Here is a 14,731-nt window from a genome sequence, read left to right as displayed (position 1 = left end):
TTAGCCAGCGCGTCGCGTTCTTTCTCGATGGCGCCGAGCGCCTGGCTCACGGCGAGCTGGCGCTGCACTTCGCCGGCGTCGAGCTGGGCCTTGAGGGTCTGGATCTCGCTGTCCTTGGCGGCAGCGGCTTTGTGCAGCTCGCCGGCCAGGCGGGCTTCGGCGAGTTCGACGGCGCGCAGCTTGTCCTGCTCGGCCAGGTGCAGGCGTTCGTGCAGCTGCTTGTCGAAGTCGGCATCGCGCACCTGTTTGAGGATGTCGGCGTAGCCGGCTTCGTCGATCTTGAAGGCTTTGTTGCAATGGGGGCAGATGATTTCGTGCATGTTCCTCGTCTCCAGCGCGCAGCGGGGCAGGCCGCGCCGCGCTCTTCATGTGTCCGGCATGCTACGCCTTCGCGCGGAGATAGTGGAGCTGGAGGCGCTGAGGGCGAGCCAGGTGGCTAGCTCGCTGTCTGCACGCGATTACGCCCATTTTCCTTGGCTTGGTAGAGCGCCAGGTCGGAGCGTTTGAGAAGTGTTTCGAAGCGGCTGTCGTCGGGCGATAGCGTGGCAATGCCGACGCTGATGCTGTGGCGGATGACCTGGCCGTCATCGGCCCTCGCGTCTTCCGAGTTGGCGACCGCCAGGCGCAAACGCTCGGCCAGCGCGAAGGCGCCCTGGGCGTCGGTTTCGGGCAGGATCGCCGTGAATTCCTCACCGCCCAAGCGGCCGCAGATGTCGACCGAGCGCAATATGGCGCGCATTTGATCCGCGACGTTGCGAATCACCCGGTCGCCGGTGTGGTGCCCCCAACTGTCATTGATCGCTTTGAACAGATCGATGTCGATCATCAGCACGGAGAGCGGCTTTTCATAACGCATGGCGCGCACGATTTCCTGCTCGCCGGACTTGAGCAGGTAACGCCGATTGGCAATGCCGGTCAGTTCATCCGTGGTGGCCAGGATGTTCAGCGTCTGGCTTTGCGCGATGGTGTGCAAATGGGCATGCAAGAAAGCAATGGATAAAAAAACCAGTGCCAGGTAGCCGCAGGAAAATTGCCAGGCGCGCTGTTGCCAGCTTTTGAGTGCTGCTTCTTTGTCGTACCCGACGATGGTGATGAATGGAAATTTCTCCAGCCGGCTTAAACCGAATATGCGTTCGCGGCCATCCATCGGCGATTGGGTGATAAATGTCATGGTCCCGCGAATATGGTCGAACGAGGTTTTCCCGGGCGGCGGAGGCGCGCGATTGCCCAGATATTTGAGCAGCGGTGGATTGCGCGCGATCAGGATGCCGTCCTGATCGAGAATGGTCAGTATGTCGTAGGTGCTGATCGAAAATGTTTCGATCCAGCGCTGGGCATAATCCAATGAAATCACCGCCATGACCGCGGCTTGTACTTCACCCTGTTTTGAATAGATCACCCGTGACAATACAACCACTGCGTTACCGCTGGCCGACTTTTCGGCCGGCATGTATTGAATATGCAAGCTCTGGCCGGGCTCGTTGTTTCGGGTTGAACAGAAGCGCTGGTTGCTTTTGTTAAAGCGCAAAGTGACGCTTTTGCCCATCGCCGTGAATACGCATTTGTCGTCCAGTATGGCCAGCTGGGTGAGTGCAGGCACGGTCGCCAGTTTTCTGGCGAGCAAGGGCGTCAGATCGGCAAGCGGCAATTTGCGTGCAAGCGCCGATTCAATGTGATCGGCCACATCGCGCAGTATGTAGTCGGCAGAGATAAAGGTGTCGCCGAACAAGCTGCTGAGCAGCTGGCTTTTGTGCAAGGCCATGCGCGAAGTCTCGGCCACGCTGCGTTCACGTTCGCGCGAAAAGTCGTAGGCCAGCCATGTACCCATGGCAATCAAGAGACAGATGAGCAGGCCGTAGGCAATCACCGGGCGAGCCAGAAATCTTTGGAAAGAAGAGGAGTTCATTAAAAAGCTCACTCCGAATCAATTTTGGCTATGACGATGACTTGGCCCGGTCGCCTCTGGGGGCGCGCAGCCTGCTTTGTGCGACAAGGACTTCAGCAACACCACACGCGATACACGCTAAAGCAAAGTGCCGTGCCCTGTGAGGGCGGTGTTCTTGGGTGTCAGCAAACGCAATGTGCTGCGCGACGCCTGGTTTTTCGTTTTGCTACAGCGAAATTCAAGACCTAGCTTTGCAGATAAATAAGGCCGAACACTCAGGGCGCGCTTTGATACGGGTTTTCCCGAGCCTTGTTTCGATTTTGCTGTCCGCTCGTGCAGATAACAGCCTGGCATGCGTATTCCGGGTGGCCGCGTGACGGCGGATCGTAATTCTTCTAAAGGCTTTACGGCCTCAAAATCTCATGCATAAGGGGTAATTTGCACATTTCGCCTGGAGAATGGCTGTTCTTTGATCACGCGAGTGGGTGCGCAAAGCCGCTACGAGAGGGTGTTTCGGGCGAAGCAATCCAGTGCAGCTCCTGCCTCTTGAGGAATACCCGAATGAACTCGGTCATCGCCCGCCTCCTCGACTTCGATTGAGGTGGAGGAAAAGTGCGGCAGGCAAGAAATACTACATTTGGATGCTGAGGCCACTGCAGAGAACAAGGGTTTGTTCAGGAGCTGTGCAGCGCCCTTTTGTAGTCAATACACACGCCGCGCTTCAGGGTAAGTGCTGCAAGCTACAGGGCCAGATTGGCGCCCATGCGAATTTGCGCGCGTGGCAATCCGGAGCGCACAGCAAGCGAAGCTGGTCACCTTATGCCGTCTGCCTGGCGTGACCCGTTTCAGACTCTCAGACGAGATAGCGGTTCGGACGGTGATTCAAGGCGATGATCAGATTGACTACCAGCACGCCACTGATTGAAACGATCAGCACGTGCAGGCTCACCAGAAACAGCGAGCCTATGGGCGATATCGAGTGCGTCACTGATATCGGCCACAAGATCCTCCGGCGCCTCCAGTCCGGCATGAATACGGATCAGGGTGCCCTGATCCGGCCAGCTGCTGGCGGAGCGCTTGGGTTTGCCGACCGGTAGGGCCAGACTCTCGAACCCGCCCCATGACAAACCGATGCCAAAATGCTTCAAGGCACCGAAGAAGGCGGATACGACGCGTTGATCTTCGCTTGCCAACACAAAGGAAAACAGGCCGCTGGCACCGAGGAAATCGCGCTTCCAGAGTGCGTGACTGGGGTCATCGACCAGGGCCGGATGCAAGACGCGGCTGACGGCCGGATGCGGCTTGATCGCCTGGGCGAGCGCTACGCCACTCTGCCAGTGCTGGCGCAAGCGAACACCCAGTGTGCGCAGACCACGCAGCGCGAGGCTGACATCTTCAGGGCCGGCGGTTTCACCGAACATCTGGGCGCGCGGGTGAAAAATCTCCCAGGCGTGTTTATTGCATGTAACCGTGCCGAGCAGGGCGTCGGAGTGGCCAAGGATGTATTTGGTCGCTGCCTGGATCGACACATCCGCGCCATGTTGAAAGGGCTTGAAGTACAGCGGTGAGGCCCAGGAATTGTCGACCGCCACGAGCACGCCCGAGGCATGCGCAACCTTGGCAATGGCGGGCATGTCGGCAATCTCGAAACTCAGCGAACCGGGCGATTCGAGGAAGATGAGGCGGGTTTGCGGACGAATCAGGGCCGCAATGCTCGCCCCGAGCTTCGGGTCAAAGTATTCAACCTGGATGCCCAGGCGGCCGAGCATATTGTCGGCAAAGCTGCGTGTCGGACCATAGACATTGTCGGTGATCAGCACATGGTCGCCACTTTTGAGCAACGCCAGCAGCGTGTGGGTACACGCCGACAGGCCGGAAGGAAAGACTTGGCAGGCGTAGCCGCCTTCGAGTTCGGCGATGGCGGCCTCAAAGGCACGAATTGTCGGCGAACCGAAACGACCGTAGTTGCCGTAAGGATTATCGGTTTTCTTGGCCTTTTCCCAGGCCTCGAAGCTTTCCGCGATGATCGTGGAGCCGCGAAACAGCGGCGGGTTGACGTAGCCTGCGTAAGCACCGGGGTCACGACCGGTGTGGATCAAAAGAGTGTCTTGCTGGTCGGGAACAGGGGAATTCATGGGGTCGCTAAGCGTCGCTGAAGGTGTCAACAGCTTAACGCCCGGAGGCTGAAATTTTTTACTAAAAAATTCCGAACTCGACGAAATTTGGTAAAATTATTTCCTTAAATAAAGACAAAATAAGAATACATACCTATGGATAAGTTCGATATCGCAATACTTTCTCGCCTTCAGGCGGACTGCTCTGTCTCGCTCAATGATCTGGCTGAGGAAGTCATGCTGGGCTCCACAGCCTGTTGGCGGCGCATGCAGAAGCTCGAAGAAACAGGCTACATCCGCCGTCGTGTGGCGATGCTGGATCGCAAAAAGCTCAATGTAGGCGTATCTGTTTTTGTGTCAGTCAGCACCCGCGAGCACAACCAGGCCTGGATCGACACATTCCATGAAACCGTCTCGGCGATTCCGGAAGTGGTCGAGATCTACCGCATGGCCGGCGAGACCGACTATTTGATGCGTGTGGTAGTGCCCGACATCGAAGCCTACGACGCTGTCTACAAACGCTTGATCCAGGTTCCCGGCTTGTCAGATGTGAATTCCGCCTTCGCCATGGAACAGATCAAATACACCACGGAGCTGCCGCTCAAGTACGTGAAGTAGTACCAGGCGCTGAGAAAACTTCTGTCATCGCACTGTCACTTTGTTGAAGCCTATCAAGCACTCTCCGCGACCGAGCAGGCCGCCGTGCACGCGCAGATGAGATCCGACCTCAAGCTGGAACTCGACGCCAAAGCCGTGGTGGACGAGCTTGCCAAGGCAACCCGTCGCGCAATGCTCGCGCGTTTCAGATCGTGTTTGATGAGTCTGCTACCGACTTGCCCGAGGATTGCAAACTGAGTAGATGATTGGAGTGTTGGCGGACTTCCGCCGGTGTTGGACGGAAAGGCATACAGAGAAATGCAACAGCTCATGCGACAAGCGACTCTCAGTGTGATCGGTGTCCCCTGCGATGCCGGCGCAGGGACTTTTGGGGCGGCGATGGGGCCGGATGCCTTGCGGGTCGCCGGGCTCATCGAGGGGCTGGAAGCTTTGGGCTGCACGCTGATCGATCAAGGCAATCTCTCCGGCCCCAAGAAGCTCCGCCCAGTCGAACAGGCCGGCCTGCGCAATCTTGCCGAAGTCATCCAGTGGTGCGAAACGACGCGTGATGCGGTGCTGAGCGCGCTCAGCATCCCCAGCATGCCAGTCGTGCTCGGCGGCGATCATTCGCTCGCCATGGGTTCGATCGCCGCGCTCGCACAGTATTGCCAGCAAACGGGGAAAAACCTGCATGTCCTGTGGCTGGACGCGCACACCGACTTCAATACCGAGCTCACCACGCCAAGCGGCAATCTTCACGGCATGCCGCTGTCGTGCCTGTGCGGTTACGGACCACCAGCGCTCACCGGCCTGGCCGGCTTCGCCCCCATCTTGTCGCCCGCACAGATCACCCAGGTGGGCATCCGCAGCGTCGATGCCGCCGAGAAGCGCTTCGTGCATGAGCAGGGGATAGAGATTTACGACATGCGTCGCATCGACGAGCTGGGCATGCCCGCCGTGATGCGCAGCATCCTCAGCAAGCTGGACGCCAACACCCATCTGCATGTCAGTCTGGATGTGGATTTTCTCGACCCGGACATCGCGCCCGGCGTCGGCACCGCCGTACTGGGCGGGCCAACCTATCGCGAAGCGCAGCTGTGCATGGAAATGATCGCCGAATCAGGGTGCCTGGGCTCGCTGGACATCGTCGAACTCAACCCCGCCTACGACATCCGCAACCAGACCGCCAAGCTGATTGTCGACCTCGTCGAAAGCCTGCTGGGCAAAAGCACCCTGATTCGTCGCGCCTGAGGCGCGCCCGTCGGGGCCATCTGGCGCCCCCAACAGCCAGGCAGCACAGGCCGCTGCGTGCAAGCGAGCGTATTGCCTGGAGGTTTGTTTTCCTGAAGGTCGTCCGAAGAGAAAGCCCCTCCGAAGCCACCATTTTTGCGCCCCGTAAATCAGGCGCAGCAGCTCGATGCGCTCGCTAAGGACACGATAAACGATGATGAAGGGCGTGCGGCGGATGACCCGTTCATGGGTAGCTTGTATGTGGCGGGATATCGGCCTTAGTGGTCAGTCACGACAGTAATCGATAAGTCCGCTAAAGATTGAGAGTGAACATTGTGGATCGGTTGCTCTGACGACCGCGAGGCAACTCCACCGATGGATCCATCACGTCCATCGTCCAGGCTCATGAAAGTCTTGAAAACCCCGCATTGCAACTCGGATCTATTCGCCGAATTCGCACGCCTTAGTTTACCGACTCATTTGGGCATGCTCCCATCGACACGTAGAAGATCGGCTCGAATCTCGAAGCGCTTGCGCTCAGATGCCACAGGGATGAAGCCGCTCTCGATGGCCTGGGGCACAGGAATGTAGATGGCGTCCTTCAGAACAATCGTGCTGGTCTGAAACGCGGCGCCGCCTGCATGCTCAGATATCGAATCGCGAGTCTGTAGATCGTAGTAGAGACCGACCTCGCCGGAGTGATGCAAAAAGATGAATAAGACTTTCTGGCCACCCCAGACGATGGACGTCTTGTGCGGCTGAAGAAAGAAGTCACCCATCTCGGAGCGGACCTTTTCCGACAACGCGATGAAGCACCGGAAGCCTCGAAGGGACGGCTGATCAGCGGGGATTGTCAAGAGCTTAGCCGCACTTGAGACGTCACTTCGTGTGATAGCTGGCGCCGCATCGAGATTCTGCGCACCATCACCGTTCGACAATACGTGGGTCGCTTGCTCGTTGGGGACGACGTCAGGGACAACGTCGGACACCCTTGCTGCACTGCCTCCATCGACAATCTGCACAGAGTTCTGGACCGCTTGTTTAGACCGCCCCACTGCTTCAGAAAGGGAGATACGCCCCTCCGTATAGTCGAGCCAGATGGACGACAGCTGTGAGGTGTCCGTGTCCTCGTACTCAAAGATCTCCCGAGGCTTGCGAATGGCGCGCAGAAACGCCTCTGCGCCTTGTCGGGTGCTGCTTGGGACCTTGTCGGCGACTTTCGGGAATATCGCGTTGCGCACGAAATCTTTGACCATGCTCCCGAACGCCACGTACTCGTGTTGATAGAGCGCAGCCACGGCCGCCACCGTAGAACCGCTGGGATCTAGCGTTATGAACGTGTCGGCATCGTTGAACTCCACCAACATCGCCAGGCCATGGGAGATTTGGCCGAAGCGGACAGTTGCCTTCAAGAAGTAGTCACTTTCAAGGATCGTCTCGATACGGAACGCCAGGGCGGCCTCTGCCCCGCTGAGTTCGTTCATCTTTTTGACGTTAGTGATCTGCGGCGCGTTGGATACCTGGGTGGTCCTGCAGAACCGCTTCAAGAAGCCAACCTCGCACTGACGCCGCGGATTACTCCTAGACAGCTGGATAAGCGGTCGGTCTTCCGATGAATAGCTTGCGATCACGGAAGATTCAACACCATCGTAGACCGGCATCTCCTGCACAGCTGATCGTGTACGAATCTCGCCAAGCGTTGTTCGCTCACCCGGATGAACGGAAATCTTCAGATACTCGCAAAGGTCGTAGCGTGCATGGTTGGCAGCCCACTGCATGAAGGGTGTGCTCGAGTCACTCTCTGGCCTTCCCCCGAGAGTGATGGAGGCGAAGTTGTCGATGTCGGCGATCAGGCTCTGTAGAAGTTGCATGCTCTCGGTCGTGAGCGCCTCGCGTCCGGCCGTAGGCTGAAACGCGCGAAGGTCTGCAACCCCACCGAACTGATACACCGAGCCGACCGAGGTCGTGGCTAGGCCGAACCCACTGCGGAACGTGCGAATCGAGGCGACCCCACTTCTGAGAAAAAGCCGGCCCTCAAGTGGACTTCCATTCCAGGTCATATTCTCAATGTGCAGGCCGATATCGCCGTTGACCGAGACCCGCATGCTGACATCGGCGAGCAGCCTCGGGCTCAGCGACTCCCCTTTTGTGTCGACCGACCACACTGCGGCGACTGCGGGTACGGCCTTCTCGACAGGTTGCCGACTTAGCACCTCTCCATTGAAGGTGACCCTGGTCTGAAGGAACGCGACGAAATCTGAAACGTAGGCTTTGACGTTGTTCACATCGATTGGTGTGCCGGGCGCCACTTGTGCGACGATCTCAGTCCCCACTCGTCCGGTAGGGGCCTGATCCTCGGCCGAGATGCAGTCCTGGTTGAACTTCAGCTCGTCGCGCTTCGCAACGCACCTCGTCCTCTGCCCAGTCACCGCGCTCTCAGTGGCGACCTCGATCTCATTCGCAATGCCGAAGTTCGCCATGGCGCCGATACCGAAGGTACCGACAACACCTGCGCGCCGGGCTTCCTCCGTGTTCTTGCTGCTGCTGCCTGCTTTCCAAAAGTGCTCCTTCAGATCGTCTGAAGTCATGCCGATCCCGTTGTCCCTGACCACGATTTTTTCCGCGGTGACCTCGATCTCAATCACGGCTTCATAGCCAGACTCGCGCTGGGCGCGAAGCAGCGTCGCATCAAAGGCGTTCTGCGTGTTCTCGCGCAGCAGCGCGAGCGGTGATTGGTAGATCTGCTTGGCCAGGAGCTCGAGGATCCGGCTGGTGTCGACAGCAAAGGGAATGTATTGACTCATCGCTTCTCCCCGAAACGTGATTTGAGATCGAGCTGGTTGCGCATTTCATCGAGCGTGGCCTGATCGACAAGGAGCGCCGGCCCTTTCCCCAAGAGCAACCTTGCCTCGGAAAAGTCCTTCTCTGCCAGCAGAGCGGCGAAGAGCTCTACGAAATCCCCGATCGAAGATGGCTCGCTCAGTAACTCGATGATGGTGCGGTTTTGACCAAGAGATCGCGCGGCCTGAAGATAGATTCGTCGTCCATGCGCATGGCCTCGCGCATCTGCCTCGTCGATGATCGTCAGGGCGCGAGTGGGTTCCCCAGAGTTCAAGGCATCCTCGGCGCGGAGGATCGCCTCGGCGCAGAAGCGCGATCTGCCGGCAGGACTGCCACCGGACGGCGACGGCGGCAGCGTCCAGTGAAGCTCGGCGTATCCGTCCACCTTGAAGATGCCTCGGGTGTAGCGGCCGAACTGATTGCCTTGAATTAATTCGCGCACGTGGACCCGACAACTGGTGTACTCGTCGTCGATCACGACGAGGTTGTAGCCACGGTTTGCGCCCGTCGGAAGCTCCATCCGTCCAGCGCAAAGCGAGGCCGCGCTGGAGATGGCCATAGCCTCTTCCTCAGGCAGATGGATTTTCTGCGCGTTGGCCTCGGCCAGATGTTGATGACCATGGAATCCAAGACGGAATCCGTGACCAATCAACTCATGTACCGACGCGATGTTCATGTAATCGTCCCCAACTGGCGGGCCTTGGAAGCTGTGGTGCCAGGTCGCTGCCCTCAAGATCGGTTGTTGAGGCAGGTCGCGGATGGCCAATGCGCATGAACCAATAACGCCGCGCTCAATGCCGCCCTCTCGGCAATAGCAGTCGTTGCCGTGAATCGACTCCAAAGCAGCGACCAGGATCCGGCCCTTGTCCAGCGAGAACAGGTTGAATCCGCGCGTAGCGTCAATCGGATGAGCCAGTCGGGCGTTCTCGTAGAACCTCGCGATGAAGCACCAATAAGCGTCCAGCCGGCGCTTGTAGATCTCCTTGTCAGCGATCTCGAAGATCTTGCGCGTGCTCCAGTCCCATCTTAAAGACGTGTCCGAAGAGAAGGACATCGCACTGAACTTCTTCGGCGGATTGGTTTCGACGTAGTCACGCATCGCGCTTTTCGCCGTGTTCCAGCAGACGTCGTGATTTCCAGGAACGATGACCACTTTGCTTCGGTCCCCCTCGAACATTCGATCGGCGAGGGCTGCCAGGAAGTTGAACGCAACGTCGTATTGCACGGTCAATTCGTCGGCGTAGCCGGCAAACTTCAGGTTGACGCCCTGGATGATGTCACCGCTCACGATCGCGGCGTCAGGCGCAGGGATGTTTCTCGACTCGATCTTGTAGCGGTCGAGGTCCGACAGCAGTGAGCCGAGCAACGTGGAGTTTTCAATTGGATCGGTCGGGGAACGATGCAAATCCGAAATGTGCAGTATGGTGAACATCGGCTCCTCCCACCTAGACCTTATTCATCTTCTATCGAACGCTAGGCCAAACGCAGGCTATTCTAACTCAGTAGCAAAGTCTGCTCGGCATGAAAGCGAAACGACATAGCCGGAACCGACCTCAAACGACATCCGCCGGCGTTTGTAGATTGCGTCGTAGGCTTCGAGATCTGGCAACGATCCGCTGCAGTTGGCCACAGCCCTGCCAGGTCGATGCATAGGAGAAGTCGGAGACTCAGAGCTGGTCGGGATGGTTCGACGCTTTGGGATCAGGGACTGTGGTGTTTGCCGCGTTGCGGCAGCGCCCGCCACGCAGCCCGAACTGGCTAAGAGCCGCTAGACGATGCGGTGCGCCATCTGTGCCTTCCAAGATGGCTAGCCTCTTTCTGTCATCAAATCCAGCAATTCTAACGACCGCAGCCGCTACACAGCGGTTGTTCATGAGATGCTGTTCCACCGTCAGCTTTGGCCGACGATCCGCCAGTGCTCGACATCGACACAAAGCATGTGTCTCATTTCCTCCACGGCGTGAATCCCCAAAACCTGCGCCGCGCAAGGCTTTCGCGCCTTGTTTTCGACTTTAGTGCGCCACTCTGGTGCAACCGGGTTTAACTCAGCCTAAACCCCCAAAAGCAAGGCCCCGCAAGCCTTTGCGGGGCGTTTGCGGGGCCGGTGTTTGTTTTTGACTTTAATGACCTGTTTTCGACTGATCGCGAACAATAAAGCCTGTCGAGTTGTTCGTCCTATCTAATTGATTGAAAAACTGCCGCAATAAAGAAAACTGTAGCGATAGTCTGTTCAGACTGCAGTTCAGCGGCGCTCCCATAGCGGCACAAACAATAAAGTCTGTCGCATGGTTGTGACTTGCTCCCATCACAGTGTGCCGGTCAGGAATGTAGTCGCTCATGGTGAGTGTTGTTAATCGTCACCGAGGGCGGCGCGCAGGTCGGTGAAGGTGGCCGTGAGGGTCATCGGGTCGAGCGGTGAAGCTTCGAGCCCGAGTTGCTGGTAGAAGCTGCGCGCGCTTTCGCTCAAGGCATGCACGATGAGGCCGCGCACGCCGATGGCGTCGGCCGCAAACAGGGCTCGGCGGGCGGCGTCCTGAAACAAGGCACGGCCTAGCCCCTGGCCTTGATGGCTGGTGGTTACGGCGAGGCGGGCGAGCACGACGACGGGAATGGGATCGGGCATGTTGCGGCGGAAACGGCCCGGTGCGGCAGCCGGGGCTACGGCGCTGGCAGCAAGGGCGTAGTAGCCGACAACAACATTCCCCTCACAACAGACGAAAGTGCGAGATGCGCCGCTGGCCTGGTTCTGCGGGGCGCGGCGGCGCAGCCATTCGTTGAGTGGGGCTCGCTGCAGTCGAAGGCGGAGAGATCATGCGCAGTGCTGAATAGGCAAGGCGCGCTGAGCATCAGGCCTTGGTCCAAGGCGCAGGGGCCTGCATGGTCTTGCGCAGGCGCTCGTTGGGCTGGGCCGGGGCATCGAGCCGGGCGAGAAACTCGGCGTAAGCCTCAGGGCTGACGGAGAGGATGGCGCGATCCAGCAAGGTATCTTCCGCGGCACGGCGGGCGGCGCTGAGGATGAAATCGGTGCGTGTTTTGCCCGCGGCTTCAGCGGCGCGCTCGATGAGGTTCCGTTCTTCAGGCGGGATGCGCAGGTTGAGCGTATCGCCTCGCGGGGCATCGCTGGCGGGATTGGCAGCTCTCATGGCGAGGACTCCTGTATGGGATGCTGTCAATCTAGCATTTGCGTAACGCTAATGGCGTTACGTTTTCTCGCGAGCAAGTGCGGGGAGGCTGCGTTTCTGGCGCTCATGCAGCGGGGAGACCCGCTCAGGGCACTGGCTACGACGTATGAATCGCCCCGCCCTTTCTGGACACAGCTGGGACTGCTTGGCTGTCCCAATTCAGCGTGAAGCCCCAAAACCCGCGCCACGCAAGGCTTTCGCGCCTTGTTTTCGACTTTAGTGCGCCACTCTGGTGCAACCGGGTGTCGTTCGCTCTAAACCCCCAAAAACAAGACCCCGCAAGCCTTTGCGGGGCGTTTGCGGGGCCGGTGTTTGTTTTTGACTTTAATGACCTGTTTTCGACTTTAATTGTCTGGAACAACGACTTTAATTGTCTGGAACAGCTTTACTCCACTGTCACACTCTTGGCCAGATTACGCGGCTTGTCGACGTCCGTTCCCCGCGCGCAGGCGGTGTGGTAGGCCAGCAGCTGCAGCGGCACGACATGCAAAATGGGTGACAGGGCGCCGTAGTGCTCGGGCATGCGGATGGCGTGGATGCCGGGGGCGCTTTCGATGCGGCTGTCGGCGTCGGCGAAGACGTAGAGCTCGCCGCCGCGTGCGCGCACTTCCTGCATATTGCTCTTGAGCTTGTCGACCAGGGCGTCGTTGGGGGCGATGGTGACGACGGGCATGCTGCTGTCGACCAGGGCCAGCGGGCCGTGCTTGAGTTCGCCGGCGGGGTAGGCTTCGGCGTGGATGTAGGAGATTTCCTTGAGCTTGAGCGCGCCTTCGAGGGCGATGGGGTAGTGCTGGCCACGGCCGAGGAATAGCGCGTTGTCCTTTTTGGCGAAGTCTTCGGCCCAGGCGATGATCTGCGGTTCGAGGGCGAGCACGCCTTGCAGGGCGGCGGGCAGGTGGCGCAGGTCGCGCATCCACTGGCTTTCCTGCTCGGCGCTCAAGTGGCCGCGCAGCTTGGCCAGCGTGAGGGTGAGCAGGAACAGGCCGCCGAGCTGGGTGGTGAAGGCCTTGGTCGAGGCGACGCCGATTTCGACGCCGGCGCGGGTGATGTAGGCCAGCTCGCATTCGCGCACCATGGCGCTGGTGGCGACATTGCAGATGGTCAGCGAGTGCGGCATGCCCAGTGCGCGGGCGTGCTTGAGCGCGGCCAGGGTATCGGCGGTTTCGCCGGATTGCGAGATGGTGACGATCAGGCAGCGGGGGTTCGGCACGCTGTCGCGGTAGCGGTATTCGCTGGCGATCTCGACCTGGGTGGCAATCTTGGCAATCGATTCGAGCCAGTACTTGGCGACGCTGCCGGCGTAGTAGCTGGTGCCACAGGCGAGGATCAGGACCGAGTCGACTTCGCTGAGGATGCGTTCGGCATCATCGCCGAAGAGATCGGGCACAAAGCCTTCGACGCCTTCGAGGGTGTCGGCAATGGCGCGCGGCTGCTCGAAGATTTCCTTCTGCATGAAGTGGCGGTACGGGCCCAGCTCGGCGGCGCCGGTGTGGGCGTGCACGGTGCGCACTTCGCGCTGCACGTTCTGGAAGCCCTCGCCCTTGCGTTGCACGATCCAGTGCTTGCCCAGCTGCAGGTCGACCACGTCGCCCTCTTCGAGGTACACGATCTGGCTGGTGACGCCGGCCAGCGCCATGGCGTCGGAGGCGAGGAAGCGCTCGCTCACTTCGCTGCTCTGGCCGATGCCCAGCACCAGCGGCGAACCGAGGCGCGCGCCGACCACGCGGTGCGCTTCGTCACGACAGAACACGGCGATGGCGTAGGCGCCCTTGAGGCGCAAGGTGGTGGCCTTGACGGCTTCGAACAGGTCGCCGTCGTAGTAGTGGTCGACCAGGTGGGCGATCACTTCGGTATCGGTCTGGCTGACGAAGGTGTAGCCGTGGCCGACCAGTTCGTCGCGCAGTTCGTCGTGGTTTTCGATGATGCCGTTGTGCACCAGGGCGATGCGCGCATCGGTCATGCTCGGCGAGAAATGCGGGTGGGCGTTGTGCACCAGGGGCGCGCCGTGGGTGGCCCAGCGCGTGTGGGCGATGCCGGTGGCGCCTTCGATGCGGTCGCCGATCACTTGCGCTTCAAGCTCGGCCACGCGCGAGGTGCTGCGCGCGCGCAGCAGCTGGCCCTGGTGATGCACGGCGACGCCGCAGGAGTCGTATCCGCGGTATTCGAGGCGCTTGAGGCCTTCAACGAGAACGGGAACGATGTTGCGCGTGCTGACGGCGCCGACGATGCCACACATGGAGTGCCTTTCTGGGACGGGAAGCTGCGGTCTGGCGATGGTAACGAGACTGAAACAATATATGTGTGCAAATCTGGCGTATATTCGACATAAAATTTCATCATGCAAGATGAGTGAAATTTAATTCTCTTTTACTTCGTTTGGTGATTGAAAATGTCAGAACAGCCCGTTTCCGGCCCGCTCGATGCGCTGGATCTGCGTATCCTCGATCTGCTGCAGCACGACGCCAGCCTGTCCAACCAGGCCCTGGCCGAGCGCGTGCACGTCTCGCCGGCCACCTGTCTGCGTCGCGTCAAGCGGCTGCAGGAGGCCGGGGTGATCGAGCGCCAGGTGGCGATCCTCTCGCCGCAGCATCTCGGTCATGGTCTGGGGGCGATTCTCGAAGTCACGCTCGATCAGCAAGCGGCTGAGCGGCTGGCTGCCTTCCAGACGCGTGCGGCGGCGGATGCCGCCGTGCAGCAGTGCTACCGCGTGTCGCCGGGGCCGGACTTCGTGCTCATCGTCCAGGTGGCGGACATGGCCGCCTACAACGCCATGGTCGAGCGCCTGCTCTCGCAGGACGCCAATGTGCGCAATGTGCGCAGCTTCTTCATCACCCAGCGCGCACGCTTCACGACTCAGCTGCCCTTGCCGGCGGCGCCCTGAA

The 14,731-nt window shown here is 59.5% G+C and carries 11 protein-coding genes; 3 read left to right on the top strand and 8 right to left on the bottom strand.

The window, feature by feature from the left end:
* From ABDB84_RS03790 to metC, 3 genes are all read right to left on the bottom strand, one after another.
* Positions 1-320 (bottom strand): hypothetical protein (locus ABDB84_RS03790; RefSeq protein WP_428715062.1); only part of this gene is annotated, 320 nt, incomplete at its 3' end.
* Positions 321-436: 116 nt separating this feature from the next.
* Positions 437-1,906, bottom strand: a complete 1,470-nt coding sequence (locus ABDB84_RS03785; RefSeq protein ID WP_345918349.1) for a diguanylate cyclase — start codon at positions 1,904-1,906, stop codon at positions 437-439.
* A gap of 824 nt (positions 1,907-2,730) precedes the next feature.
* A complete protein-coding gene (gene metC, locus ABDB84_RS03780) occupies positions 2,731-4,020 on the bottom strand; it encodes a cystathionine beta-lyase (protein WP_345918348.1) in 1,290 nt (429 codons plus the stop codon).
* Positions 4,021-4,155: 135 nt separating this feature from the next.
* On the opposite strand from metC, the gene ABDB84_RS03775 reads away from it, so the two are divergent.
* Complete coding sequence (locus tag ABDB84_RS03775; RefSeq protein WP_345918347.1) at positions 4,156-4,617, top strand: Lrp/AsnC family transcriptional regulator; 462 nt, start codon at positions 4,156-4,158, stop codon at positions 4,615-4,617.
* Positions 4,618-4,926: 309 nt separating this feature from the next.
* Positions 4,927-5,847, top strand: coding sequence for an arginase (rocF, locus tag ABDB84_RS03770; RefSeq protein ID WP_345918346.1), 921 nt, complete (start codon positions 4,927-4,929; stop codon positions 5,845-5,847).
* Between the two features lie 455 nt (positions 5,848-6,302).
* Here rocF and ABDB84_RS03765 read toward each other — a convergent pair whose 3' ends face one another.
* The 5 genes from ABDB84_RS03765 to glmS all read right to left on the bottom strand — a co-directional run bounded on the left by ABDB84_RS03765 (position 6,303) and on the right by glmS (position 14,085).
* Complete coding sequence (locus ABDB84_RS03765; RefSeq protein WP_345918345.1) at positions 6,303-8,630, bottom strand: ATP-binding protein; 2,328 nt, start codon at positions 8,628-8,630, stop codon at positions 6,303-6,305.
* A complete protein-coding gene (locus ABDB84_RS03760; RefSeq protein WP_345918344.1) occupies positions 8,627-10,099 on the bottom strand; it encodes a metallophosphoesterase family protein in 1,473 nt (490 codons plus the stop codon). The genes ABDB84_RS03765 and ABDB84_RS03760 overlap by 4 nt, the downstream gene beginning before the upstream one ends.
* Positions 10,100-11,017: 918 nt before the next feature.
* A complete protein-coding gene (locus ABDB84_RS03755; RefSeq protein WP_345918359.1) occupies positions 11,018-11,434 on the bottom strand; it encodes a GNAT family N-acetyltransferase in 417 nt (138 codons plus the stop codon).
* A 79-nt stretch (positions 11,435-11,513) separates the two neighbouring features.
* Positions 11,514-11,810: a type II toxin-antitoxin system TacA family antitoxin gene (locus ABDB84_RS03750; RefSeq protein WP_345918343.1), complete on the bottom strand. Its 297-nt coding sequence runs from the start codon at positions 11,808-11,810 to the stop codon at positions 11,514-11,516.
* Positions 11,811-12,234: 424 nt separating this feature from the next.
* On the bottom strand, positions 12,235-14,085 hold the full coding sequence (glmS, locus tag ABDB84_RS03745) for a glutamine--fructose-6-phosphate transaminase (isomerizing) (RefSeq protein ID WP_345918342.1): 1,851 nt from the start codon (positions 14,083-14,085) through the stop codon (positions 12,235-12,237).
* A gap of 153 nt (positions 14,086-14,238) precedes the next feature.
* On the opposite strand from glmS, the gene ABDB84_RS03740 reads away from it, so the two are divergent.
* Positions 14,239-14,730, top strand: a complete 492-nt coding sequence (locus ABDB84_RS03740; RefSeq protein WP_345918341.1) for an Lrp/AsnC family transcriptional regulator — start codon at positions 14,239-14,241, stop codon at positions 14,728-14,730.
* The last annotated feature ends 1 nt before the right edge of the window (position 14,731 follow it).

The sequence above is a fragment of the Uliginosibacterium sediminicola genome (assembly GCF_039631295.1).
In the GTDB taxonomy this organism is placed as follows: Bacteria; Pseudomonadota; Gammaproteobacteria; order Burkholderiales; family Rhodocyclaceae; genus Viridibacterium; species Viridibacterium sediminicola.
This window is presented reverse-complemented; position numbering and strand designations above follow the sequence as displayed.

Bases quoted from the DNA above. Each gene is read 5' to 3' on its own strand.
- ABDB84_RS03760 (WP_345918344.1), bottom strand. From the start codon at position 10,099: ATGTTCACCATACTGCACATTTCGGATTTGCATCGTTCCCCGACCGAT.
- ABDB84_RS03775 (WP_345918347.1), top strand. From the start codon at position 4,156: ATGGATAAGTTCGATATCGCAATACTTTCTCGCCTTCAGGCGGACTGC.
- rocF (WP_345918346.1), top strand. From the start codon at position 4,927: ATGCGACAAGCGACTCTCAGTGTGATCGGTGTCCCCTGCGATGCCGGC.
- glmS (WP_345918342.1), bottom strand. From the start codon at position 14,085: ATGTGTGGCATCGTCGGCGCCGTCAGCACGCGCAACATCGTTCCCGTT.
- ABDB84_RS03740 (WP_345918341.1), top strand. From the start codon at position 14,239: ATGTCAGAACAGCCCGTTTCCGGCCCGCTCGATGCGCTGGATCTGCGT.
- ABDB84_RS03765 (WP_345918345.1), bottom strand. From the start codon at position 8,630: ATGAGTCAATACATTCCCTTTGCTGTCGACACCAGCCGGATCCTCGAG.
- metC (WP_345918348.1), bottom strand. From the start codon at position 4,020: ATGAATTCCCCTGTTCCCGACCAGCAAGACACTCTTTTGATCCACACC.
- ABDB84_RS03750 (WP_345918343.1), bottom strand. From the start codon at position 11,810: ATGAGAGCTGCCAATCCCGCCAGCGATGCCCCGCGAGGCGATACGCTC.
- ABDB84_RS03785 (WP_345918349.1), bottom strand. From the start codon at position 1,906: ATGAACTCCTCTTCTTTCCAAAGATTTCTGGCTCGCCCGGTGATTGCC.